The sequence below is a fragment of the Aquabacterium sp. CECT 9606 genome (assembly GCF_918741295.1).
Classification (GTDB): domain Bacteria; phylum Pseudomonadota; class Gammaproteobacteria; order Burkholderiales; family Burkholderiaceae_C; genus Aquabacterium.
In genome coordinates this window covers 1-22,962 of the sequence record NZ_CAKKNB010000007.1, presented here as the reverse complement: position 1 = coordinate 22,962, position 22,962 = coordinate 1, and the positions used below count along the sequence as shown (strand labels likewise).

The following is a 22,962-nucleotide window of genomic DNA, read 5'->3' as shown; positions in this document are numbered from 1 at the left end:
GGCTCACTTCAGGTTCAGGAAAGTCTTGAGTGCCGCCACGGTGCGCGCCGGGTCTTCCTCTTGGGGCACATGGCCCAGGCCCTCGAACATCACCAGTTGGCTACCAGCGATGTCCTGCTTGAAGTGCTCGGCGTTGTCAGGCGGGATCAGGTGGTCCTGGCTGCCCCACAAGATCAAAGTGGGTTGGCGCAACTGCTTGATCAGCTCGGCATGCTCGCCACCGGGTGATTGCTTGAAACGGGCGCTGAGCGCATCGCGGTTGCCTTCGCGCAGGGTTAGCTCGTAGTAGCGATCGATCAGCTCGGGCGTGACCTTGCTGGGATCGCCATACACATTGCGCACGCTGGATTCGATCATGCTGCGCGGCAGCACGTTGGCGATCACGGGCCGCAGCGCCGGGATCTGCGCCAGCTTGAAGCCGATGGGCACGGACGTGGCCTTGTAAGGGTAGCCCCCCGCATCAACCAGCACCAGCTTGGCCACGTGGTCCGGGTACGCCTGCGCCGTCATCCACGACACGGTGCCGCCAAAGGAATTGCCCGCCAGCACCACCTGCTTGAGGCCCAACTGATCGAACACGTCCTTCATGAAGCTGGTGTAGCGGGTCAGGTGGTAGTCGCCATCCGGCGCCGGGCCAGTGAGGCCAAAGCCCGGCAGGTCGAGCCGGATCACGCGGCGCTGGCCTTTGAGCGCATCGACCCAACCATCCCAGGTGTGCAGGCTGGCCGAGGTGCCGTGCAGCAGCACGATGGGCTCGGGGTCGTCCTTGGGGCCTTCGTCGCGCAGGTGTACCTGCATGCCCCGCACGGTGATGAACTGCGAGGGTGCCGGGGCCCAGCGCGCCTTGAGCGCATCGACAGGGCGGTCAGGCGCCCAGGCCAGGGCCACGCCACCCGCCACGAGGACGACGGACAGCAGCAAGAGGCCGAGCACGGCCTTCAACAAAGTCTTCATTCGATATTCTCCCAGCGCTTGTTTTGAACAAGCCTCAACGATAGGTCAAAAGTGACTTGTCGCCGCCTTCCAAGTGCGCATGTTCGTTGACCGAGATGAGGTGCAGGCCATCGCGGCCGGCCAGCAGCTTGGTCACGCCCCCGTTGGCCAGCGTCCAGTTGATGGTGAAGGCCTGCGCGTCGCTCAGGCCCAGCAGGTGGGCGCAGATCACGCTGATGGTGCCGCCGGAGGTGAAGACCAGGGTCGTGCCTTTGGCAGGGCTTTGCTTGACGATGTCGTCGAGTGCAGCAACGCAGCGGGCGCGGAAGTCGGCCCAGCTCTCGGCGTATTCGTGCGCGTGATCGCCTTCCACCCAACGCGTCACCGCGCTTTTAAAGAAGCTCTGGAAAGTGCGGCGCGGATCGCCCGAGGCGGCCATGTCGCCCATCATCACCAGCTTGTCGACGTAGCGCGGCTCGGCCACTTCGATCACGTTCTCGTGGTTGAACTCGTTGACGCCCTGGTGCAGCTCCATCGGCAAGCCGCAACCCAGCGTCTCCAGGCAGTTGATGGCCGTCTCTTGATGGCGCTTCATGCTGCCGCTGATGATGAGCTCCGGCACCACGCCGCGCGCCTTCAGCGCCTTGCCCAGCACACGACCCTGTTCATGGCCGACCGGTGAAAGCTGGTCGTAATCATTGCTGCCGAACGAGGCTTGCCCGTGGCGGATGAAATAGATGGCGCCCATGCTTTAAATGCCGCTCCGCTTGATCATGCCCTTGCAGCGCCAGTCCAGGTAATTGGCCAGCAGCCAGAAATTCTTGAAGGCCGGGTTGCGCGTCTGCTTGTGGTGGTAGCGGTAATAGATCTGCTGCACGATGGCGGCCAGACGGAACAGGCCGTAGACCTCGTAGAACACCCAGTTGTCGGGCTTGAGCTTCATGCGGTCCAGGTAGTACTCGACCACTTCTTCGCGGCGCAGCATGCCGGGCAGGTGCGTGGGCTGGCGGCGGGTGCTCATCAAGAACTTGCTGTCGTCGGCGTGCACCCAGTAGGCCAGGCTGTTGCCCAGGTCCATCAGCGGGTCGCCCAGCGTGGCCATTTCCCAATCGAGCACACCGATCACTGTCGTGGGGTCGGTTTCAGACAGCACCACGTTGTCGAAGCGCCAGTCGTTGTGGATGACGCAACTGGCCACGTCTTCGGGGATGTGCTCTTTCAGCCAACTGATCACGTAGCTGTACGAGGGCACGTTCCAGGTCTTGGCCTTGGTGTAGCGGTCGCTCCAGCCTTCGATCTGACGGCGGCAGTAGCCACCGCCTTTGCCCAGCGCTTCCAGGTCGGTGCCCTTCACGTTCACCTGGTGCAGCTCGACCAGCTTGTCGAGCACATTGGTGCAGAGCTTGCGCGTGGTGGCCACATCCAGGTTCAAGCCGCGCGGCATGTTCTTGCGCGGGATGATGCCGGCGATGCGCTCCATCACGTAGAACTCGCTGCCAGTGACGGATTCATCGGTGCAATGCCCGACCATGTTCGGTACCACCGGGTAGACCGGCTTGAGCGCGCTCTGCACGCGGAACTCGCGGCCCATGTCGTGCGCGCCCTTGGCCTTGGTGCCAGCCGGTGGTCGGCGCAGGATATAGTCGGCATTGGGGTACTTCAGGCGGTAGGTCCAGTTGGACGCGCCCCCCGAAAACTGCGTGACCTCAGGCTGGCCTTGCAGGCTGGGCACTTGCGCTTTCAACCAGGCATCAACGGCCGCGGTCTTGAGTTCTTCGCCCTGACGGACAGCGCCGCCCTGGTCCTGCACTCCCTTGGCGCCTTCGCTCATCGGGCCACCCCGTACTTCATCAGCTCCAGACGGGCGATCATGCCCTTGTGCACTTCGTCCGGGCCGTCGGCCAGGCGCAGCGAACGGGCCTGGTTGAAGAAGGCCGTCAGCGGCGTGTCGTGCGACACGCCCATGCCACCGTGGATCTGGATCGCAAAATCAACCACCTGCTGCAGCACATTGGGCGCCACCACCTTGATCGCGGCCACGTCGGTCAGCGCGGCCATCACGCCAAGGGTGTCGATCTTCCAGGCGGCTTGCAGGGTCAGCAGGCGGGCCTGGTCGATGGCCAGGCGGCATTCGGCGATGCGCTCGCGGTTGCCCCCCAGGTTGATGATGGGCTTGCCGAAGGCCACGCGCTTCAGGCCGCGTTGAATGGCCAGTTCCAGCGACTTCTCGGCGGCACCCAGCATGCGCATGCAGTGGTGGATGCGGCCCGGGCCCAGGCGGCCCTGCGCGATCTCGAAGCCCTTGCCCGGCCCCGCGATGAAGTTGCCCACCGGCACGCGCACATTGGTGAAATGTACCTCGCCGTGGCCGTGCGGCTCGTCGTATTCGCCGAACACCGGCAGCATGCGCTTGATCTCGACGCCGGGCGTGTTCATCGGCACCAGCACCATCGAATGCTGACCATGGCGGCCCGCGTCGGCATTGGGCGTGCGCGCCATGAAGATGCCGATCTTGCAACGCGGATCGCCCACGCCAGACGACCACCACTTCTTGCCGTTCAGCACGATGTGGTCGCCCTCGACCACGGCCGTGGCCTCCATGTTGGTCGCGTCGGACGAGGCCACGTCGGGCTCGGTCATGAAGAACACCGAGCGGATCTCGCCCGCCAGCAGTGGCTTCAGCCAGCGATCTTTCTGCTCGGCATTGCCGTACTTCCACAGCACTTCCATGTTGCCGGTGTCGGGCGCGTTGCAGTTGAAGATCTCGGGCGCCATCATGCTGCGGCCGGTTTCCTCGCAGCTGAAAGCGTATTCGAGCACGCTCAGGCCGGCGCCGAGTTCGGGGTCGGGCAGGAAGAGATTCCACAGGCCTTCGGCGCGCGCCTTGGCTTTCAGCTCTTCCACGCGAGGCGGGATGGTCCATTGGGTCCAGTCGCCGCCATGGCGCTGGCCCAGGATCTCTTGCCAGTGCTGCGCCTCGACGGGCTCGATGTGGCTCTTGACGAAGGCGCGGACGGCGTCGGCGGTCTTCTTAGCGCGGTCGCTGGGCTGGAAGTTCATGGCGGTCTCCTCATGTGGAATGAGGCGATGCTACGCCGCCGGGGTTCTAATCGCAAATGATGATTACTCATCACAAGTCATGCAACGCATGCATATCTCATCGTGTGATGAACTTGCAAGTTCCACTGCGTGGCGGCAAACTGGAACTACCGAGCCGACATCACAATCGTTCATCAGGGAGACAGCGTGAAGAACCCTTTGCAGAGGGCTGCGGATGCGTCAAGCTTCGAAGGTCCGAAACTCACCATCGACCTCGCCAAAATATTTGGCTTCGCGCCCATCTCATTCGAGATACCCCTGCCAAAGATATCCAACCCTTTTGGCAATCAATTGGTCGATCCGCTTTCCCTGCCCTTCAAGAAATGGAAAATCATTTTCAAGGCATGGCGTGATGGCCGGCGAGGACTTCCTCACCCAGACCAGCCTGGATTGACCTCCTATGAGGACGAAATTCTCGCCCAATGCGATAAGAAACTCATTTCGGTGGACCGGGCCATTCAGGAACATCGCCTGGGTATTACCCAAGCCTTGAAAGCAGCGGAAAACCATTCCTTTGATGCTTCTGATTCCATCGTGGCATTGAAGAACCGATTCCTGGATTGGTTGTCTGCTTGTTCGGATGAACTGCGCATCATCAGACAAAAACACGCCAAGGCATTGACCGACTTCCGCGAAAAGGAAAAGGCGCTGGATGCCCTGGTCACGGAAGCCGGCTTGAAGTCCCGCATACCGCATTTCATGAAACCGCCATTGGAGCGATGGGCCGACATCGTTTTCGCCGCTCTGATCGACGTGGGGCTGAGCTTCTGGTTTATTTCGGCCAAACAAGACATCGACCGCTTGCAGGCCATTGGCTTCAGTTCGGTGTCCTGCTTCATCAACATCGCAGTGGGTTTCATTCTCGGAAAGTACATCATCCACCGAGCGCAAATGGCGAGCAGGCCAACACCACGCGCAGGCTTCACACTGCTGGCCATCCTATTCATCGCGGCCATCATGATGGGCAATGTCATGTTCGCCATGTGGCGGGACCAAGGGCATCAGGTCGGCTTGAACCCCTTGGCCTGGCTTCCCTTGAGCGCATTCAGCTTCTTCCTTCTGACTTTGAATCTGGCGATTTTCACGTTCACCATCTTGAAAACGCTGTACGAATTCAACCCATCCCATCCAGGGCATGAAGAACGGTGGCGCGACTTCAAATTGGCGGAGCATGACGTGAATGAACTGCGCCTCATCCATGAAATGCAGATGCGTCAGATGCGCAGGACCGGCTACGCCACTGTCGAGCAGGTGCGGCAGGACGCCGGCGCGTTTCTAATGCACTTGAAGAACGCCAAGGCCGGGCTCGCCAGTTATCTGGCCAACCTCAAGGCCCACACCCAATACTGGCCCAAGCTCATGGAAAACATCGCAGCTTTTGCCGAAACATTCATCAAGCTTTATCGCGAGCACTGTTTTGCTGCCCAAAGAAAAAACGCAAATGCGAAATTGACTTATCCCCTCATTCAACCACAGCGCAGGGATTTTTCGATTCTCGATGATGAGCAAACATGCCACAGGGCCCTGGCGATCTTGGGCGACACGGAAAGCGATCTGAAAAAATTCCAGTCGGAATTCGAAAATGTCATCGCGCCCATGGTCCGCAAAAAAATCGATGACGAGGCCCGCTTGGTCATTGAATCCACATCCAGTGCTCAAGAGTAAGCACGCAAAGAGCCCATCGTGCTGAGCAATCTCAAGATCATGGCCGCCGGCCTCATCACCATCGCATTCCTGGCCCTGCCGGTGTACTACTGGCATGCGCAGCAGGTGCGGATGGACAACCTCCAATGCCAAGATCCCGCCTCAGGTGAACTGCTGGTCATCATCTTGGATGTGTCCGATCCATATGACCCGGTCGATGCGAACCGAGTGGCTGCAGAAATCACGGAGGCACTCGCCCGACTTCCCAAAGGTACCCGTTATGTGATGATTCGACCCAACGAAAAGGACCCATACACGCCCATCGAGGAACTCAATGCATGCGCCCTTCCAGCACTGGATACATCGGCCACATACCTCATGTCACCCAATGCCATTGAGGCCTACAAAAAGAGCCAAGCGCAAGCCATCGAGCAGGCCAGGAAAAAAACAGATGTCGTGTTGCATCAAGGGCCGTCCCGCACTTCGCCGCTCATCGAAACATTGGTCGCCATTTCGAAAATGCACGATTTCCGCTCGCACGGTCGCGCCACCATCTACATGTACAGCGACATGGAGCAAAACAGCCCCAACAGCAGTGTCTATAAAAGGCATCACACCCAGCAAGCGCCCTCAAAACCAATGCCTTTCGAGCCCATTTCTCTGGGCGGCACGAAAATTTATGTCAAGCGTATCGTCCGCAGAACGTCGCTGGGATTGGAAGAACACCAGCGGATCAGGGACATGTGGAACGGGTGGTTCAAATCATCAAACGCCGAAGTGATCTGGGAAAAATGAGCAGCGCCCCCGGTTCATGCACTAGGACTTGCCGCCGACATCGCCCGCCGCGCCCCTGCCGACACGCTTTCTCGCAGCCACTTGTGCACCGGGTCGCCGTCCCGGTCGGCATGCCAATACATCCAGATGGTGATGGGCGGCACAGGCAAAGGCAGTTCGCCCACCACCAGCGGCAGGCTGCGCGCCAGTTCCTCTGCATACGTGCGAGGCAGGGTCAACAAGGCGTCGCTGTGCAGCACCACATTGGCCGCTGAAAAATAGTGCTGGCAGTGCAGGAAAACATGGCGCTCACCCTGGCCCAGCGCCGCCCAAACCGACTGCAAGGGATCGGGCTGGTCAGGCTGCACCGACACCATCACGTGCCGTGCAGCGAAGTAGGCCTCCACCGCCATGGCGCCACCAGCCAGCGGGTGATCCCGCCGCATGATCACGGCCAGGCTTTCATCGGCCAGGCGCTCACCCTTGATGCGGCCATCGACCCGCCGTTGCCGGTCAATCACCAGGTCCACCTCGCCGAGGGTCAGCGCTTGCGCCAGAGCATCGCGGGGCACGCGCACGCTGGCCACTTTCACGCCAGGCGCCACCTCGGCCAGGCGCGCCATCAGGGGGGGCAGGGTGATCGCCTCGAGCACATCGCGCATTCCCAGGCGCACAGTCATGTTCAGCGCAGCAGGGTCAAAAGTTTCGGCCTGCGCCATCACCGACTGCAAACCACGCAAATGCGCTTGCACTTCGCCGATCACCCGCCGCGTCAATTCCGTGGGCACCATGTGGTTGCCCTGCCGCACAAACAATGGGTCGCCCCACAGGCGGCGCAGGCGTGCCAGGGCGTGGCTCACGGCCGGCTGGCTCAGGTGCAGGTGCCGCGCAGCGCCCGAGATGCCCCCGTGCTCGAAAACGGCGTCCATGACGCGGAACAAATTGAGGTCAAGCCGTGACGAAGGTAGAGCCATGGCGCTTTTTACACGACAATACCGGTTGACCGATTTCGGAGCTTTTCGGAGCGCATCACCTTGGACACACCGCCTCGGTGACCGCCCCTCCAGCTGACCGGCGCATGGCCCTGCACTGACAGGCTCAGCGCCCAGGTTCCCAGCGCGGAGAGGGCGGTCTACCCACATACCCACCCCTCATCCGCACGCGCCGCAGTCTGGCGCTGGAGATTGCATGCTCAACGTCTTCACGCTGGCCAACGGCCGGCTTTTCCAAGAAGAAATCGACAGCCAGGACGAACTGACCCCGGTCGCACCGGTGTGGGTCGACCTGGAAGACCCCACGCCCGAAGAAAAGGGCTGGATCGCGGTCCGTTTCGGCCTCGTCATCCCCCAGGACATCATCGACGACGACCTGGAAGAATCCGCCCGCTTCTACGAAGAAGACGGCGCCATCCACATCCGCTCCGACTTCCTGATCGACGACGACGAAGCGCCCCGCAACGTGCGCGTGGCCTTCATCCTGCACAACAACGTGCTGTTTTCGATCCACCGCGAAGACCTGCCGGTATTCCGCCTGCTGCGCATGCGCGCCCGCCGCATTCCGGCCTTGATCGAAGACGCGAAAGACGTGCTGCTCAAGTTGTACGACGCCGACGCCGAGTACTCCGCCGACACGCTCGAGGGCATCTACGATGGCCTCGAAAAAGTGAGCAAGCGCGTGCTCAAGTCCGAGGTCAACGACCAGGCCGCCGGTGAAGCGTTGGCCGCCATCGCCCGCCAGGAAGACTTGAACGGCCGCATCCGCCGCAATGTGATGGACACGCGCCGCGCCGTCAGCTTCATGATGCGCGCCCGCATGCTCAGCGCCGAGCAGTTCGAAGAGGCCCGCCAGATCCTGCGCGACATCGATTCACTCGATTCACACACGGCCTTCCTGTTCGACAAGATCAACTTCCTGATGGACGCCACGGTCGGTTTCATCAACATCAACCAGAACAAGATCATCAAGATCTTTTCGGTGGCCTCGGTGGCGCTGCTGCCGCCCACGTTGGTGGCCAGCGTCTACGGCATGAACCTGAAGTTCCCCGAGTTGGCCTTCCTGGGTGAATGGAGCTACCCCTACACCGTGGGCCTGATGATCGCCAGCGCGCTGGTGCCCATGTGGTACTTCCACCGGCGAGGATGGCTGAGCGCGTGAGTGGTCTGAAGTTGCCGCCCGGTTTGTGGCGGGTGATGATCGGCACCACCATGGTGGTGCTCAGCTACAGCCTGCTCAACCCCGTGCTGGCCGTGCGCCTGCAAACAGCGGGCGTCAGTGCCACGGCCATTGGTGGCTTTGCCATGCTCGCCTTCGTCAGCGTGGCCTTGCTGGTGCCGGTGGTCCCCCGCGTCTTTGCGCGCATCGGCGTGGGCCGGGCTTACCGCATCGGCCTGGCGATGGAGTTGCTGTCCTGCCTGGGCTACCTGTTCACCGACGACTACGCTGCGTGGTGCGGCCTGGCCCTGATGTCCGGCATCGGCGCGGCCGCCGCCTGGAACGCCACCGAAGCCCTCATCGCCCACAACGTGCCGGCCAGCCACCGGGGTCGCCTGACCGGCCTGTACCAGACCGTGCTGGGCTGTGCGATGGCCGTGGGCCCCATGCTGCCCGGCCTGCTGGGCCTGGACCCACGCCAAGCCAATGGCGTGGCCGCTGGCGGCCTGGCGCTGGGCCTGGGCCTGTCCTTGGCCCCGGCCGTGACGCAGCTCAAAGCCGCCCACGAAGGCGCGCAAACCATGGGGCTGGCCGCCGCCTGGCGGCACCGCCCCCTGTTGGTGTGGGCCGCCCTGGTAGGCGGTGTTTTCGAAGTGGGGCTGGGCTCGGTCACCACCGCCTATGGCTCGCAACTGGGCATGAGCCTGGCGCTCGCCACCTCCATCGCCGGGGCCTTGGGCATGGGCAGCTTCCTGCTGCAATATCCCACGGGCTGGCTGGCCGACCACGTGGCCACCCATCGCCTGTTCACGGGGGCGGCCATCATCCTCGTGCTGGCGTCGCTGGCCTTTGGCCAAGCCCACCAGTGGCCCCAGTTGATCTGGTTGTGCGCAGCAGCCTGGGGCGCCGTGGGTGGTGCGCTCTACACCCTGACCATGATCCGCGTCGCGCACGATTTCGCCAACACCTCGGCCGTGGCGGGCACCTCCGCCATGATCGCGGGCTACACCGCGGGCGGCGCATTGGGCCCCCTGGTCAGCGGCGCGGTGATCGACCATTTTGGCGCGGTGGGCCAAAGCTGGTGGCTCACCGCCCTGGCCAGCAGCCTGATTTTGATGCAATGGCGCCGAACTCAGGCGCTGGGTGCGTCGACCTGATCCGATCCAGGCGGCGTTGAGGCCAACGCCAGCGCTCGCGCCAAAGCCCGTTGCAAGGCCACGGACCCCACCGGCTTGTGCAACAGGGTGATGCCACTGCCCACCGCCGTGCGCAGGCGATCTGCCGCCGTGTCACCCGTGACGATGATGGCCGGCACCGCGCGGCCCACGCGGGCTCGCACCGCCTCGATGGCCTGGGGGCCGGTGCGGTGGTCGCGCAAACGGAAATCGGCCAGCACCACGTCTGGCGTGAAACGCGCCAGCAGACGCACGGCCTCCGCCTCCGAGCCCGCCGGCTCGCAAGCACAACCCCAGGCGGTCAACAGCTCGGCCATCGCCATCCGCACCGCCTCGTCATCGTCGATCAACAGCACCCGCACGCCCACCAGCGGCGCGCTCACCGCGGGGGCCACCGCCTCTTCGGGCACCCCCTCCTGGCTCAACGACAGGGTCATGCGAAACACCGATCCCCGTCCTGGCCTGGACAGCAGCGCCACCGTCGTCCCCATGGCCTGAGCCAAGCCCTGCACGATGGCCAAACCCAGGCCCAGGCCTTTGGTGCGGTCCCGTTCCGGGTTGCCCAGTTGGTGGAACTCCTGGAAGATCGCCTGGTGCTGTGATGGCTCGATGCCGATGCCCGTGTCCCACACCTCCAGCACGGCCTGGTCACCACGGCGGCGGCAACCCAGCAAAACGCCACCCCGCTCGGTGTAGCGGATGGCGTTGGTCAGCAGGTTGCGCAGCACTTGCTCCACCAGGCGCGGATCGGCCCACACCACCAAGTCGGTGTCGCGCACCCGGAACACCAAGCCCTTGTCATTGGCCTGTGGCGCGAAATGGCGCTCCAGTTTGTGCAGCAAGGACTGGACTGGAAACGCCTGCGGCTGCGGCGTGATGACCCCCGCGTCCACCTTCGAAAAATCCAGCAAGGTGTTGAGCATCTCGCTGGCCGCAGCCGACGAGGCCTCGACATGGCCCCACATCTGGCGTTGGCGCTCATCCAGGTCGGTGTGACCCAAGGCGGTCAGGAACAAGCCCAAAGCGTGCAAGGGTTGGCGCAGGTCGTGACTGGCCGACGCCAGGAACACCGACTTGGCCCGGTTGGCCTCTTCAGCGTCTTGCAAGGCCTCTTCCGCCATCTGGCGGGCTTCGAATGCCCGGTGGGTTTGCTCCCGCAGGCGCTCAACCAGGTCCGCGTTCTCAAAGCGCAGGTGGATAGACCGCCGCGTTACCTGAACAGCATGAAAGGAGAACACGCCCATCACCAGCAGGTAGGCCAAGGACGCCAGCCCCATGCTCTGGCTGACCGGATCGCGGGCGGGCAACAGCACCAGCGCAGACGGCAACAGGCAAGGCAGGCCATAGGCCACCGAGACCGGCCAGCTGGATGAAAACACCACCAGCCCACCAGCACTCATGCCCGCCAGCATCGTGATCACCAGCGTCAAAGTGATCGGCCACTCGGGCTTCATGAACAGCAGCGCGAACAGGCCCCAGGTCACGCCCAGCAGCATCGCCATGAAACGCACTGCCTGGGCATAGACCAGCACCTTGGCAGGATCGCCAGGGCTGGGCAGCACCTTGCGGCCCAAGAAGCACGCGATGCCCAGCAAGGTGGACGCCAGGCCCCACCACAGCACGCTGGCATCGCCGATGGTGGACCAGTAAGCCCAGGTGGCCATGACGGCCACCAAGGTGTAGGTCACGAAGGCTGCGGGGAGGTTGCGGTCCAGCAACTCCATCTCGGCGGTGAGCCCACGGCTGCGGTCAAAGCGCCAAGCCTGCGACAGCAGGCTCGCCCATGAACTCATGGCGCCAACCACCCTCGCTGCACGGCCACATCGTAGGCCTGCTGGCGGCTGGTGGCGTCCAGCATCTCGGTGAGCCAGGACACCTCGGCCCGCACGTCGTTTTCACTCAAGCCCACCTGGCGCGCGATGGCCTTGTTGGGTGCGCCTTGGCCCAACAGCCGAAGGATGGACAACTGCCGTTCATTGGGTTTGACGGGATTCTGTTGGGCCACCAACACCGTGGCGGCAGACGCCGGGGCGTAGTCCGCGGAGGGAAACGCCTGGCCGCCCGACAAACACTCGCGCAAGGTGCTCACCATCTGCGCGCCGCTGGCCGACTTGGACAGGTAACCCACGGCCCCCGCGTCTTTCGCCTGCGCAATCTGAGACGCGTCATCGCTGCCCGAGACCATCAGCACCGGCACCGGGCCAAACCGCTCCTGCAGCACCTTGATCAGGGACAAGCCATTCGCGTCCGGCAAATGCACGTCCAACAAGATCAGGTCCAGCAAGGGGGCCGCCTCCACCTTCATGGCCTCGGCCAAACTGGGCGCCTCCAGCAATGTCGATCCCGAGAATGCCTCGCGCAGGATCATGCCCAAGCCCGTTCTGAACAAGGCGTGGTCATCCACCAGCAAGATGCGGGGATTGGGCGTCGAAAGCATGGGCAAAGCGGGATTGGACTGCAACAAACCGCAGTATCCCCCGGCCTCGCTTCAAGACGCTACCAAGATACCCCGCAAGCCGGTGACTCCCCCCTTAAGGGTGTACACGACTCCCGGGGCCACCGCGCTCAACGCGCGCGTCGGGCCTTCACGGCGCTCGACAGGATCTCCAGCACATTGGTGGAATCTTCCCAGCCAATGCAGGCATCGGTGATGCTCTTGCCATATTCCAGATTGGCGGGCTGGTCCTTGCCGGGCGTGAACTTCTGGTTGCCTGCGTTCAAGTGGCTTTCCACCATCACGCCGAAGATGCGCCGCGAGCCCGAGCCAACCTGCTGGCCAATGTCCTTGGCCACGTCGATCTGCTTCTCGTGCTGCTTGGAGCTGTTGGCGTGCGAGCAGTCCACCATCAAGGTGGTCGGCAGTTTGGCCGCGGCCAGGTCCTTGCATGCCGCGTCCACATTGGCCGCGTCGTAGTTGGGCGCCTTGCCGCCGCGCAGGATCACGTGGCAATCGGGGTTGCCCGCCGTTTCCACAATGGCCACCTGCCCGTTCTTGTGAACCGACAAGAAATGGTGCGCACCTGCGGCCGCCTGGATCGCATCGGTGGCAATCTTGATGTTGCCATCGGTGCCGTTCTTGAAGCCAATCGGCGCGCTCAAGCCCGAGGCCAGTTCGCGGTGCACCTGGCTCTCGGTCGTGCGTGCACCAATGGCGCCCCAGCTGATCAGATCGCCGATGTATTGGGGCGAAACCACGTCCAGGAACTCGCTGCCCGCCGGCACGCCCAGGCGGTTGATCTCCAGCAGCAGGTGGCGCGCCATGCGCAGGCCTTCGTCGATGCGGTAGCTCTCGTCCAGGTATGGGTCGTTGATCAAGCCCTTCCAACCCACCGTCGTGCGGGGCTTTTCAAAATACACCCGCATGACAATTTCCAGCGTGTCGGCATAGCGCTCACGCTCAACCAGCAACTTGCGCGCGTACTCCAGAGCCGCGGCCGGATCGTGGATCGAACAAGGGCCGATGACCACCAAGAGGCGATCGTCCCGGCCCTGCATGATCTCGCGGATCTTTTGACGCGTGCCCGACACCAGCGTTTCGATCGGCGTCCCCCGGATCGGGAAGAAGCGGATCAAGTGCTCCGGTGGCGGCAGCGGCGTCACGTTGAGGATGCGTTCGTCATCGGTTTGCGAAGTCTTGTCGGCGGGCGGAACCCAGCCGGATGAGGCGCTGGAATTGGCGTTCATGAAAAGCGTCCTGAGGCGTGGTGCGGGTTGAAATGAAAACGTCGAAAAAAAACCGCCGGAGGGTGATCCGGCGGTTTTCAGGAATGTGGTGGTGGCTGCTTACGCGCTCTCCACTCCTGCGCCGGTTGCGGGCGAGAAGTAAAAGTGCCAAAAATAGAAGCGTGCCGTGTTCATGCTCAGCAATGTAGCACGCCTGAACGCCTCGTGGGGAAATCCGTCGCCCTGCTGACAGTCCACCCCACCGTCATTGCACTAGGATTCACGCAAAGGACCACCGCCATGAACAAGCTCACCGACCTCCTGGCCCAATACGCCAGCTACCACCGGGACCACCGGAACATCCTCACGCACGTGGTCGGCATTCCCATGATCGTGCTGTCGCTGATGATATTGCTGGCCCGGCCCACGCTGACCACCGTGGCGGGCGTGCCCGTCAACCCGGGCATGGTCATCGCCGCCGTGCTGGCGCTCTATTACCTCAAGCTGGACCTGCGCATGGGCGCGGTCATGGCGGCCGTGTTCGCGCTGGGCCTGGACGTTGCACTCCAAACTGCGCCACTGGACACGGGTGCCTGGCTGGCCTGGGGGCTTGGCCTGTTCCTGGTAGGCTGGGGCATCCAGTTCCTGGGCCACTACTTCGAGGGCCGCAAACCCGCGTTTGTCGACGACATCATCGGCCTGATCATCGGGCCCTTGTTTGTCCTGGCCGAAGTGGCCTTCCTGCTGGGCCTGCGCAAGGACGTCGAAGCGGCCATCGAGCAGAAAGCTGGCTCGATCCGCTGAACCTCACGGAACCAGACCGGCCAGCGGGTCGGTCGATCAGGCCTTCAGCGCCTTGGCTTGTGCCAGCAAGGTGTCGGCATCGCTGACCTTGAAGCCGCCGCCCTCTTCCACGTTCAAGGCCTTGACGACACCGTTCACGGCCAGCAGCGAATAGCGCTGCGAGCGCAAACCCAAACCCTTGTCCGTCAGGTCCAGCGTCAAACCCGTGGCCTTGGCGAATTGCGCGCTGCCGTCGGCCATCATGCGCACCTTGCCCGCTGCCTTCAGCTCACGGCCCCAGGCGCCCATCACGAAGGGGTCGTTCACCGAGACGCACCAGATCTCGTCCACGCCAGCCGCCTTGAAAGCGTCGATCTGGTCGATGTAGCCGGGTGCGTGCTTGGCCGAGCAGGTGGGCGTGAAAGCGCCAGGCAGGCCGAAGATGGCAATGGTCTTGCCGGCCGTGCTTTTGGCGATGTCAAAAGTGTTGGGACCCAGACTGCAACCCTCGCCCTCCACGTCGAAGAACTCGGACAAGGAACCGTTGGGCAGGGTGTCGCCAATTTTGATCATGGGGGAACCTCAAAGGGTGAAAGAGAAAGAGCACAGAAACGAAAAAACCGGACGGCCAGTATAAAACTGCGCATCCGGTTCTCATGCCGGCAACCGCAGGTTACCCTGCTGCTGCCATGCCTGGCTTGCGCCAGCGATGGATCAAGCGATCAGACCGCGCGGGCCTTTTCCACCAAGCGGGTCACAGCCCAGGCCTTGGTCTTGGAAACGGGACGCGTTTCGCTGATCTCGACCACGTCACCGATGTGGAACTCATTGTTCTCATCGTGGGCGTGGTACTTGCGCGAGTGGGCCACGATCTTGCCGTAGAGCTCGTGCTTGGCACGGCGCTCGACGAGCACGGTCACGGTCTTGGCGCGCGCATCGCTGACCACGCGACCCACCAGGGTGCGCGTGTTCTTGACTTGCGTCGTTGCTTGAGCTTCCGTCATTTGGCTGCTCCTTCTTTCTTCTTCTGGGTCAGAATCGTCTTGACACGAGCAATGTCGCGACGGGTCTTCTTCAGAGCAGAGTGGTCATTGAGCTGCTGCGTTGCTTTTTGCATGCGCATGTTGAAGTGCGCTTTCAGCAGTTCTTTGACTTCGGTTTCGAGTGCGGCCACATCTTTGGCGCGCAGTTCAGAGGCGTTCATATGCTTCTTTTCCTTTGCGACCAATTAAGAGCCGATCATGCGCGTGACGAATGTCGTGCGCAGAGGCAGTTTGGCGGACGCGAGCTGGAAGGCTTCGCGGGCCAGTTCCTCGGGAACCCCGTGGATTTCGTAGAGCACCTTGCCGGGCTGAATTTCAGCGACGTAGTACTCAACGCTACCCTTACCATTACCCATCCGCACTTCTGCGGGCTTCTGGGAGATTGGCTTGTCCGGGAAGATGCGGATCCAGATGCGGCCGCCACGCTTGACGTGACGCGAAATGGCACGACGTGCAGCTTCGATCTGACGGGCCGTCAGGCGACCACGTTCAGTGGCCTTCAGACCGAATTCGCCGAACGCAACGGTGGCGCCACGGGTGGCAACACCCGTGTTGCGACCCTTGTGTTCCTTGCGGAACTTGCGACGATTAGGTTGCAACATGTTTATTCTCCTTTCGCTTCAGCAGGAGCAGCCGGAGCAGCGACCTTGCGGACGCGCTTGGCAGCACCAGCATCAGCGGGCTTGTCACCACCTTCGGGGGCAGCGGCAGCACCCGGTGCGCCATCAGCGCGAGGGGCACCACGTGTTGCACCACGTGAAGGGGGGCGGCGGTCGTTGGGGCGGTCACTGCGGGGACGGCGGTTGCGGCGGTCGTCTTCACGATCCTCGCCCTTGACCACCGGTGCGTCGCCATTCGGCAGACGGTCACCCTTGTAGACCCACACCTTCACACCGATCACACCGTAGGTGGTCTGTGCTTCAGAGAAGCCGTAGTCAATGTCAGCACGCAGGGTGTGAAGTGGCACACGACCTTCGCGGTACCACTCGGTACGTGCGATTTCGATGCCGTTCAGACGACCTGCCGACATGATCTTGATGCCCAGGGCACCCAGACGCATGGCGTTTTGCATGGCACGCTTCATGGCGCGGCGGAACATGATCCGCTTTTCCAGCTGTTGCGTGATCGAATCCGAGATCAGCTGAGCATCGATTTCAGGCTTGCGCACTTCTTCGATGTTCACTGCCACAGGACAGCCCAGGCGCTTGGCCAGTTCAATCTTGAGGTTCTCGATGTCTTCGCCCTTCTTGCCGATCACCACGCCCGGACGAGCCGAGAAAATGGTGATGCGTGCGCTCTTGGCGGGACGCTCGATCAGGATGCGCGACACGGCGGCATTCTTCAGTTTCTTCTTGAGGTACTCACGCACGCCCAAGTCTTCAGCCAACATTTTGCTGAAGTTGCGGTTGCTCGCATACCAGCGTGATGACCAATTGCGGGTCACCGCCAGGCGGAAACCGGTTGGATGGATTTTTTGTCCCATGGTTTGCCTTTTAGTTACCCACGGTCACATAGATGTGGCAAGTTGGCTTGCTGATGCGGTTACCGCGGCCTTTGGCCCGTGCGGTGAAACGCTTCAGCGTGGTGCCTTGCTCCACATAAATGGTCTTGACCTTCAGTTCATCGATGTCAGCGCCATCATTGTGCTCGGCGTTCGCGATTGCGGACTCCAGGGCCTTCTTGATGATGCCGGCGGCCTTCTTTTGAGTGAAGGTCAGGATGTTCAGGGCTTGATCGACTTTCTTGCCGCGAATCAGGTCAGCCACCAGGCGACCTTTGTCGCATGAGAGCCGAACGCCGCGAACGATTGCTTTGGTTTCCATCGTCGGGCTCCTTACTTCTTGGCTTTCTTGTCGCCTGGGTGACCCTTGAACGTACGGGTCAGGGCGAACTCGCCGAGCTTGTGGCCAACCATCTGGTCGGTCACGTACACAGGCACGTGTTGCTTGCCGTTGTGCACGGCAATCGTCAAGCCAATGAACTCGGGCAGGATCGTAGAACGACGCGACCAAGTCTTGATGGGCTTCTTGTCCTTGATGGCAGCAGCCTTGTCGACCTTGGCCGACAGGTGGTGGTCAACGAAAGGACCTTTTTTAAGAGAACGAGCCATTTCAGCCTACCTCTTACTTCTTGCGACGCGAAACGATGAACGTTTGCGTGCGCTTGTTGTTGCGGGTGCGATAGCCCTTCGTCATGGTGTTCCATGGGGACACCGGGACTTGACCTTCGCCCGTGCGGCCTTCGCCACCACCGTGCGGGTGATCCACCGGGTTCATGGCAACGCCACGGACCGTTGGGCGGATGCCCTTCCAGCGGATGGCACCGGCCTTGCCGTATTGGCGCAGGCTGTGCTCTTCGTTGCTCACTTCACCCAAGGTGGCGCGGCATTCGACGTGGATCCGGCGAACTTCACCCGAGCGCAGGCGGACCTGAGCGTAGGTGCCTTCGCGGGCCATCAGCACAGCGGAGGTGCCAGCGGAACGCGCGATTTGCGCACCCTTGCCAGGCATCATCTCGATGCAGTGGATGGTGGAACCCACGGGGATGTTGCGGATGGGCAGCGTGTTGCCAGCCTTGATGGGGGCTTCGGAGCCGCTCATCACGGTAGCGCCAGCGACCAGACCGCGGGGAGCAATGATGTAACGACGTTCGCCGTCGGCATAGCACACCAGTGCGATGTGAGCCGTGCGGTTGGGATCGTACTCAATGGTCTCGACCTTCGCGGGGATGCCATCCTTGTTGCGGACGAAATCAACCACGCGGTAGTGTTGCTTGTGACCACCGCCACGATGGCGGATGGTGATGTGACCGTTGTTATTGCGGCCAGCATTCTGGATTTGTGGTTCCAGCAAAGGCGCATGGGGCTTGCCCTTGTGCAGATGCTTGTGAACCACCTTGACCACGCCACGGCGACCGGGCGAAGTTGGTTTGACTTTAACGACGGCCATGATTACGCAGCCTCCCCGGAGAAGTTCAGCTCTTGACCGTCTTTGAGGGCCACATAGGCCTTCTTGACATGGTCACGGCGACCGACACGGCCACCGAAGCGCTTGGTCTTGCCCTTCTGGTTGAGCACTTGCACCGACTTGACTTCGACCTTGAACAGCAGCTCAACAGCGGCTTTGATCTCGGGCTTGGTCGCATCGCGCACGACTTTGAACAGCACCTGGCCGCGTTCTTCAGCAGCAGCCGTGGCCTTTTCAGACACGATCGGTGCAACCAGAACCTTCAGCAGGCGGCTTTCATCGAATTTGAGAATGCTCATGCGAACATCTCCTTGAGCTTGTCGATCGCGCCCTTGGTCACGAGCACCTTTTTGTAGTGCACCAGTGACAGGGGATCGGCGTAACGCGGCTCGACCACCAGCACGTTGGGCAGATTGCGCGCGGCGAGGAACAAGTTCTCGTCGATTTCGTCGGCAATCACCAGCACGTGGTCGAGGTTCAGGGCCTTCAGCTTGGCAGCCAGCAGCTTGGTCTTGGGGGCATCGATCGAGATCGAGTCCACCACGGACAGGCGGCCTTCGCGGGCCAACTGCGAGAAGATCGCGGCCATGCCGGCGCGGTACATCTTCTTGTTGACCTTGTGGCTGAAGTTTTCGTCAGGGCTGTTCGGGAAAATCCGACCACCGCCACGCCACAGGGGCGAGGAGGACATACCAGCACGAGCGCGACCGGTGCCTTTTTGGCGCCAGGGCTTCTTCGTGGTGTGCTTGACGACGGCGCGGTCCTTCTGGGCGCGGGTGCCTTGGCGGGCGTTGGCTTGATAAGCCACGACCACCTGGTGCACCAGGGCTTCGTTGTATTCGCGGCCGAACACGGTGTCAGGAGCGTCCACCTTGGACGTGGCCTGACCTTGTTCGTTCAGGAGCTCGAGCTGCATCAGTTGGCTCCTTTCTTGACCTTGACCTTGACGGCAGGGCGAACGGTGACAAAGCCACCCTTCGAGCCCGGCACGGCGCCTCGGACCAGCAGCAGTTGACGGGCTTCGTCAACGCGCACGATGTCGAGGTTTTGCGTGGTCACGGTGTCGTCGCCGAGGTGGCCCGACATCTTCTTGCCTGGGAACACGCGGCCAGGATCTTGCGCCATCGAGATCGAGCCAGGCACGTTGTGCGAACGGCTGTTACCGTGCGACGCGCGCTGCGAACCGAAGTGGTGACGCTTGATGGTGCCGGTGAAGCCCTTACCGATCGAGGTGCCTTGCACGTCGATTTTCTGGCCGACCTGGAACAGGGCGGACACGGCGATGGCTGCGCCAGCCTTGTATTCGGCGGCGACTTCCGGGGTGACGGGGAACTCTTTGATGACTTCCACACCTTCCACACCCGCCTTGGCGAGGTGGCCAGCTTCAGGCTTGGTCACGCGCGATGCTTTGCGCGAACCGAATGCCAGTTGCAAGGCGGTGTAGCCGTCAGTCTCAACGGTTTTGATCTGGGTCACGCGGTTGTTGGACACGTCGAGCACTGTCACAGGCACGGCATCGCCGTCGTCTGTGTAGATGCGCATCATGCCCACCTTGCGGCCCAGCAATCCGAGGCGATTGCTAAGACTCATGGTTTTTCTCCAGCCCCACATAGGGGCCTTTTACACAAGCCCGACATCGATTGGCCGGGCTGACTTGGGATGAGGCAGCTCAGTAACGAGCCGCCACGTCAAATTCACCACCCATAGGCGGCAAAGATTTCGAGTTTATCATACGAATGTCTACACCACAAGGGCTTGCCTTGTAGGCATCAAGGCGAGGTGATGGCGACCTTGGTGGTCAGCAGCGCGCCAGATGAATGCTTGGACACGACACGGGCCAGCATGCTGGTGCCTGGACGGTAAGTGTAGCCACCACCGGTCAATCCGCTGACCGTGCCGCCATCCCCCAGGTACCAAGCAGTCACGGGCGCCACACCTTGCCCGGACAGGCTGGACGTGAACCAGACATAAGTCGTCGGATTCGTGCTCAAGGTGCTGGGCGAAGCGCTCGCCGTCACGGCAGGCAATCCACCCGGCACTGTCACGGTGGTCGCCAGAGAACCTCCCGCCAGCAGAACAGCCAAGTTGTTGGAAACCAAGTAGCTGGTGTCACCCAAGCTCAGCTGCGTCAGATTCTGGAAGCAGTTATTGTAGAGATTGACATTCAGACTGCTGCCATTGGGATACGAATTCACACCGTAGCCATAGGCAGCCGAATCCACAGCCGCCACCCAGTTGCCATCCAGCGTCAAGCCCGCCATGCTGCCCGCCACGCCATTGCCGTTGATGAAAAAGCCATTGGCGACGAAGGTTGGCACCAAGGGGCCTTCGAAAATGATCTTGTTGCCGGTCACAGACAGTGCGGGAGCGCCAGGCGCCACTGGCGTCAGATGAACTGCGATGTAGGCGGCCCCAGCATCCTTGGCCGCGTCTGCTTTGCGGGTGATCAGATTGTCCTTGATGGTGGTCTGGGTAACCTTGGTCCAGTCACCATCAATGCCCTTTTCAATGGCATTTTCGATCTGATTCAACTCGATATTCAGGTTATTCGAAGTGTAGGCGATGCCCGCCAAATCAGTCACACTGGATCGAGAAATACCCCGGGTAACGTCGTAATAGCTGTTGTTCTTGATTTTCATGGTCTGACCCACTGCAACCACCGTGCCTTCGCGGAATCCTCGCACGGTATTGCCACTCACCTCGGTGGTGCCCAGGCCGGACACTTCCAAGCCATAGCCACGGGTGGACGCTGCACAGCCGGCACCACACACCACGATATTTTTAGTAAGCCTGGCACTCGTACCGGCGACCATGGAAATACCCTCAATGCACCGGTTATGGGCACCATCCGGCGCGCAATTTCCATCGTAAGGAACGAAATCGTACAGCTGGTTGTTTTTGATTTCATTGCCTGAATAAGCCACGGCGGCGCCGGAAGCAATCATTTCGATGCCCATGCGCTCAATGGCATAACCCACATTACCATCAACCACCGTGGTTTTAGAGTCCACCAGGCTCATACCCTGATACACGTTATTGATCCAGTTATTGGCAATGGTGGTGCCCACAAGGCGCCATGCCGCGATGGCATTGCTGTTGATATTCTGGAAAATATTCTGCGACACGGTGCCGCCGGTGACATCCACCAACTGCAACCCCACCCAACCGTAGTCCCCGAAAGTTCCGCGGGCAACGCCGCTTGACAACATGTTCTTGAACACGTTGGATTTGATGTTCACAGTCGTGCCCGACGGCAACACCACCGCGCCGTGATCAAACGTGATGTTGTAGATGCTGGCATTGGTCAAACCAACCATCGGCCCTTCGACGATGTGGCCAGGCGCACCCGGAGGCGTCCATCGCAATACCGTACCCTGGCTGCCACACAAGGTCACATTGGATTTGAGTTGCAGCGTTGCATTCAACGTGAAAACACCACTACCCAGATAGACGATGCCACCGGCATCAATCCTGGTTTGAATATTTGCGGCATCAGCGGACGTGCCCAGTGGCGCCAAAAGGACCGCGCTGGAAGAACAATTAACCAGAGGGTAAGTCGGCGGTGTGGCCGCATAAGCGGTAGCCGAAAAAAGGGCAGCCACGGCCCAAATGCCAACAGTAAGGCTTGATGTGCTTAATTTCATAGGGATCCCTGAATATTGTGCAATGTTCTTTTCGATCACCAGCCATTGAAACGGATGATCCACCCATCGAAGAAGGTTGGGCAATAGCATACAGCAAGCCATGGGCACCACAGAAGAGGAGTGCGGCGATTCATGCTTTGATTTTCAAAATGAAAAAAGGCTGCACAAGTGCAGCCCTTTTTACCAAACACCAAAACCGCTTATTGCAGCTTGATTTCGACGTCCACGCCAGCCGGCAGGTCGAGCTTCATCAGGGCGTCAACCGTTTTGTCGGTTGGGTCCACGATGTCCATCAGACGCTGGTGGGTGCGGATTTCGAACTGGTCGCGCGACGTCTTGTTGACGTGTGGCGAACGCAGGATGTCGAAGCGTTGCAGACGGGTCGGCAGGGGCACGGGGCCCTTGACGATCGCGCCAGTGCGCTTGGCGGTTTCAACGATTTCAGCCGATGACTGGTCAATCAGCTTGTAGTCAAACGCCTTCAGGCGGATGCGGATCTTTTGTTGTGCCATGACGGCTCCTTAAACAGAGAGATGACGCCCACCCAACCCGCAGGCCGGACGGGCACACGTCATGAATTACGCGAGGATCTTGGCAACCACGCCGGCGCCGACGGTGCGGCCGCCTTCACGGATGGCGAAACGCAGACCTTCTTCCATGGCGATCGGGTTGATCAGCTTGACGGTGATCGACACGTTGTCGCCAGGCATGACCATTTCCTTGTCGGCGGGCAGCTCGATGGAGCCGGTCACGTCGGTCGTGCGGAAGTAGAACTGAGGGCGGTAGTTGTTGAAGAACGGCGTGTGACGGCCACCTTCATCTTTGCTCAGCACGTAGATTTCGCCGGTGAAGTGCGTGTGCGGCTTGATAGAGCCGGGCTTGCACAGCACTTGGCCGCGCTGCACGTCTTCGCGCTTGGTGCCGCGCAGCAGGATGCCGACGTTGTCGCCTGCTTGACCTTGGTCCAGCAGCTTGCGGAACATTTCCACGCCCGTGCAGGTGGTCTTTTGCGTGTCAGCGATGCCGACGATTTCGATTTCTTCGCCGACCTTGACCACGCCGCGTTCAATACGGCCGGTCACCACGG

At 61.3% G+C, this 22,962-nt stretch carries 27 protein-coding genes; 5 read left to right on the top strand and 22 right to left on the bottom strand.

What is annotated here, in order from left to right:
• Positions 1-3: 3 nt before the first annotated feature.
• From LQ232_RS23005 to LQ232_RS22990, 4 genes are read right to left on the bottom strand one after another with little or no spacing between them, the layout of a single operon-like run.
• Positions 4-954, bottom strand: coding sequence for an alpha/beta fold hydrolase (locus LQ232_RS23005; RefSeq protein ID WP_230182740.1), 951 nt, complete (start codon positions 952-954; stop codon positions 4-6).
• 34 nt (positions 955-988) lie between these two features.
• Positions 989-1,681 carry a histidine phosphatase family protein gene (locus tag LQ232_RS23000; RefSeq protein WP_230182739.1) on the bottom strand — a complete coding sequence of 231 codons (693 nt, stop codon included), beginning with the start codon at positions 1,679-1,681 and terminating at the stop codon, positions 989-991.
• A 3-nt stretch (positions 1,682-1,684) separates the two neighbouring features.
• Entirely contained in the window at positions 1,685-2,764 is a 1,080-nt protein-coding gene (locus LQ232_RS22995; protein WP_230182738.1) for a phosphotransferase family protein, read from the bottom strand.
• On the bottom strand, positions 2,761-3,993 hold the full coding sequence (locus LQ232_RS22990; RefSeq protein WP_230182737.1) for an acyl-CoA dehydrogenase family protein: 1,233 nt from the start codon (positions 3,991-3,993) through the stop codon (positions 2,761-2,763). Before LQ232_RS22990 ends, LQ232_RS22995 begins: the two co-directional genes overlap by 4 nt.
• Before the next feature lie 186 nt (positions 3,994-4,179).
• On the opposite strand from LQ232_RS22990, the gene LQ232_RS22985 reads away from it, so the two are divergent.
• A complete protein-coding gene (locus LQ232_RS22985) occupies positions 4,180-5,697 on the top strand; it encodes a hypothetical protein (RefSeq protein WP_230182736.1) in 1,518 nt (505 codons plus the stop codon).
• Between the two features lie 18 nt (positions 5,698-5,715).
• On the top strand, positions 5,716-6,471 hold the full coding sequence (locus tag LQ232_RS22980) for a hypothetical protein (RefSeq protein WP_230182735.1): 756 nt from the start codon (positions 5,716-5,718) through the stop codon (positions 6,469-6,471).
• 14 nt (positions 6,472-6,485) lie between these two features.
• Here the strand turns inward: LQ232_RS22980 and LQ232_RS22975 are convergent, their stop codons facing one another.
• Positions 6,486-7,424: a LysR family transcriptional regulator gene (locus LQ232_RS22975; RefSeq protein ID WP_230182734.1), complete on the bottom strand. Its 939-nt coding sequence runs from the start codon at positions 7,422-7,424 to the stop codon at positions 6,486-6,488.
• Positions 7,425-7,638: 214 nt separating this feature from the next.
• Here LQ232_RS22975 and corA point away from each other — a divergent pair, with 214 nt between their 5' ends.
• The gene (corA, locus tag LQ232_RS22970; RefSeq protein WP_230182733.1) at positions 7,639-8,604 is read left to right on the top strand and encodes a magnesium/cobalt transporter CorA; all 966 of its coding nucleotides are present in this window, start codon (positions 7,639-7,641) and stop codon (positions 8,602-8,604) included.
• Complete coding sequence (locus LQ232_RS22965; RefSeq protein ID WP_230182732.1) at positions 8,601-9,758, top strand: MFS transporter; 1,158 nt, start codon at positions 8,601-8,603, stop codon at positions 9,756-9,758. Before corA ends, LQ232_RS22965 begins: the two co-directional genes overlap by 4 nt.
• Here the strand turns inward: LQ232_RS22965 and LQ232_RS22960 are convergent.
• The 3 genes from LQ232_RS22960 to LQ232_RS22950 all read right to left on the bottom strand — a co-directional run bounded on the left by LQ232_RS22960 (position 9,734) and on the right by LQ232_RS22950 (position 13,460).
• On the bottom strand, positions 9,734-11,569 hold the full coding sequence (locus LQ232_RS22960; protein WP_230182731.1) for a hybrid sensor histidine kinase/response regulator: 1,836 nt from the start codon (positions 11,567-11,569) through the stop codon (positions 9,734-9,736). The two genes, LQ232_RS22965 and LQ232_RS22960, sit on opposite strands and share 25 nt — an antisense overlap.
• Complete coding sequence (locus LQ232_RS22955; RefSeq protein ID WP_230182730.1) at positions 11,566-12,213, bottom strand: response regulator transcription factor; 648 nt, start codon at positions 12,211-12,213, stop codon at positions 11,566-11,568. The genes LQ232_RS22960 and LQ232_RS22955 overlap by 4 nt, the downstream gene beginning before the upstream one ends.
• Before the next feature lie 128 nt (positions 12,214-12,341).
• The gene (locus LQ232_RS22950; protein WP_230182729.1) at positions 12,342-13,460 is read right to left on the bottom strand and encodes a 3-deoxy-7-phosphoheptulonate synthase; all 1,119 of its coding nucleotides are present in this window, start codon (positions 13,458-13,460) and stop codon (positions 12,342-12,344) included.
• 279 nt (positions 13,461-13,739) lie between these two features.
• On the opposite strand from LQ232_RS22950, the gene LQ232_RS22945 reads away from it, so the two are divergent.
• Positions 13,740-14,243 carry a DUF962 domain-containing protein gene (locus LQ232_RS22945; RefSeq protein ID WP_230182728.1) on the top strand — a complete coding sequence of 168 codons (504 nt, stop codon included), beginning with the start codon at positions 13,740-13,742 and terminating at the stop codon, positions 14,241-14,243.
• Positions 14,244-14,279: 36 nt separating this feature from the next.
• Here LQ232_RS22945 and LQ232_RS22940 read toward each other — a convergent pair whose 3' ends face one another.
• From LQ232_RS22940 to LQ232_RS22875, 14 genes are all read right to left on the bottom strand, one after another.
• Positions 14,280-14,795, bottom strand: a complete 516-nt coding sequence (locus LQ232_RS22940; protein ID WP_230182727.1) for a peroxiredoxin — start codon at positions 14,793-14,795, stop codon at positions 14,280-14,282.
• 149 nt (positions 14,796-14,944) lie between these two features.
• Positions 14,945-15,226 (bottom strand): 30S ribosomal protein S17, encoded by a 282-nt coding sequence (gene rpsQ, locus LQ232_RS22935; protein ID WP_230182726.1) that lies wholly within the window; start codon positions 15,224-15,226, stop codon positions 14,945-14,947.
• Positions 15,223-15,426, bottom strand: a complete 204-nt coding sequence (gene rpmC / locus LQ232_RS22930) for a 50S ribosomal protein L29 (protein WP_230182725.1) — start codon at positions 15,424-15,426, stop codon at positions 15,223-15,225. Before rpmC ends, rpsQ begins: the two co-directional genes overlap by 4 nt.
• Positions 15,427-15,450: 24 nt before the next feature.
• A complete protein-coding gene (gene rplP / locus LQ232_RS22925) occupies positions 15,451-15,867 on the bottom strand; it encodes a 50S ribosomal protein L16 (RefSeq protein ID WP_230182724.1) in 417 nt (138 codons plus the stop codon).
• 2 nt (positions 15,868-15,869) lie between these two features.
• On the bottom strand, positions 15,870-16,748 hold the full coding sequence (rpsC, locus tag LQ232_RS22920; protein ID WP_230182723.1) for a 30S ribosomal protein S3: 879 nt from the start codon (positions 16,746-16,748) through the stop codon (positions 15,870-15,872).
• A 10-nt stretch (positions 16,749-16,758) separates the two neighbouring features.
• Entirely contained in the window at positions 16,759-17,088 is a 330-nt protein-coding gene (gene rplV / locus LQ232_RS22915) for a 50S ribosomal protein L22 (protein ID WP_230182722.1), read from the bottom strand.
• Positions 17,089-17,099: 11 nt separating this feature from the next.
• Positions 17,100-17,375: a 30S ribosomal protein S19 gene (gene rpsS / locus LQ232_RS22910; RefSeq protein ID WP_230182721.1), complete on the bottom strand. Its 276-nt coding sequence runs from the start codon at positions 17,373-17,375 to the stop codon at positions 17,100-17,102.
• Positions 17,376-17,388: 13 nt separating this feature from the next.
• A complete protein-coding gene (gene rplB, locus LQ232_RS22905; RefSeq protein ID WP_230182720.1) occupies positions 17,389-18,213 on the bottom strand; it encodes a 50S ribosomal protein L2 in 825 nt (274 codons plus the stop codon).
• Positions 18,214-18,215: 2 nt separating this feature from the next.
• Positions 18,216-18,530 carry a 50S ribosomal protein L23 gene (gene rplW / locus LQ232_RS22900; RefSeq protein ID WP_230182719.1) on the bottom strand — a complete coding sequence of 105 codons (315 nt, stop codon included), beginning with the start codon at positions 18,528-18,530 and terminating at the stop codon, positions 18,216-18,218.
• Positions 18,527-19,147: a 50S ribosomal protein L4 gene (gene rplD / locus LQ232_RS22895; RefSeq protein WP_230182718.1), complete on the bottom strand. Its 621-nt coding sequence runs from the start codon at positions 19,145-19,147 to the stop codon at positions 18,527-18,529. Before rplD ends, rplW begins: the two co-directional genes overlap by 4 nt.
• A complete protein-coding gene (gene rplC / locus LQ232_RS22890; protein WP_230182717.1) occupies positions 19,147-19,821 on the bottom strand; it encodes a 50S ribosomal protein L3 in 675 nt (224 codons plus the stop codon). The genes rplD and rplC overlap by 1 nt, the downstream gene beginning before the upstream one ends.
• 179 nt (positions 19,822-20,000) lie before the next feature.
• Entirely contained in the window at positions 20,001-21,965 is a 1,965-nt protein-coding gene (locus LQ232_RS22885; RefSeq protein ID WP_230182716.1) for a right-handed parallel beta-helix repeat-containing protein, read from the bottom strand.
• Between the two features lie 110 nt (positions 21,966-22,075).
• Complete coding sequence (gene rpsJ, locus LQ232_RS22880; protein WP_035037922.1) at positions 22,076-22,387, bottom strand: 30S ribosomal protein S10; 312 nt, start codon at positions 22,385-22,387, stop codon at positions 22,076-22,078.
• Between the two features lie 66 nt (positions 22,388-22,453).
• The coding region (locus tag LQ232_RS22875; RefSeq protein ID WP_230182715.1) for an EF-Tu/IF-2/RF-3 family GTPase at positions 22,454-22,962 on the bottom strand (509 nt) is incomplete at its 5' end.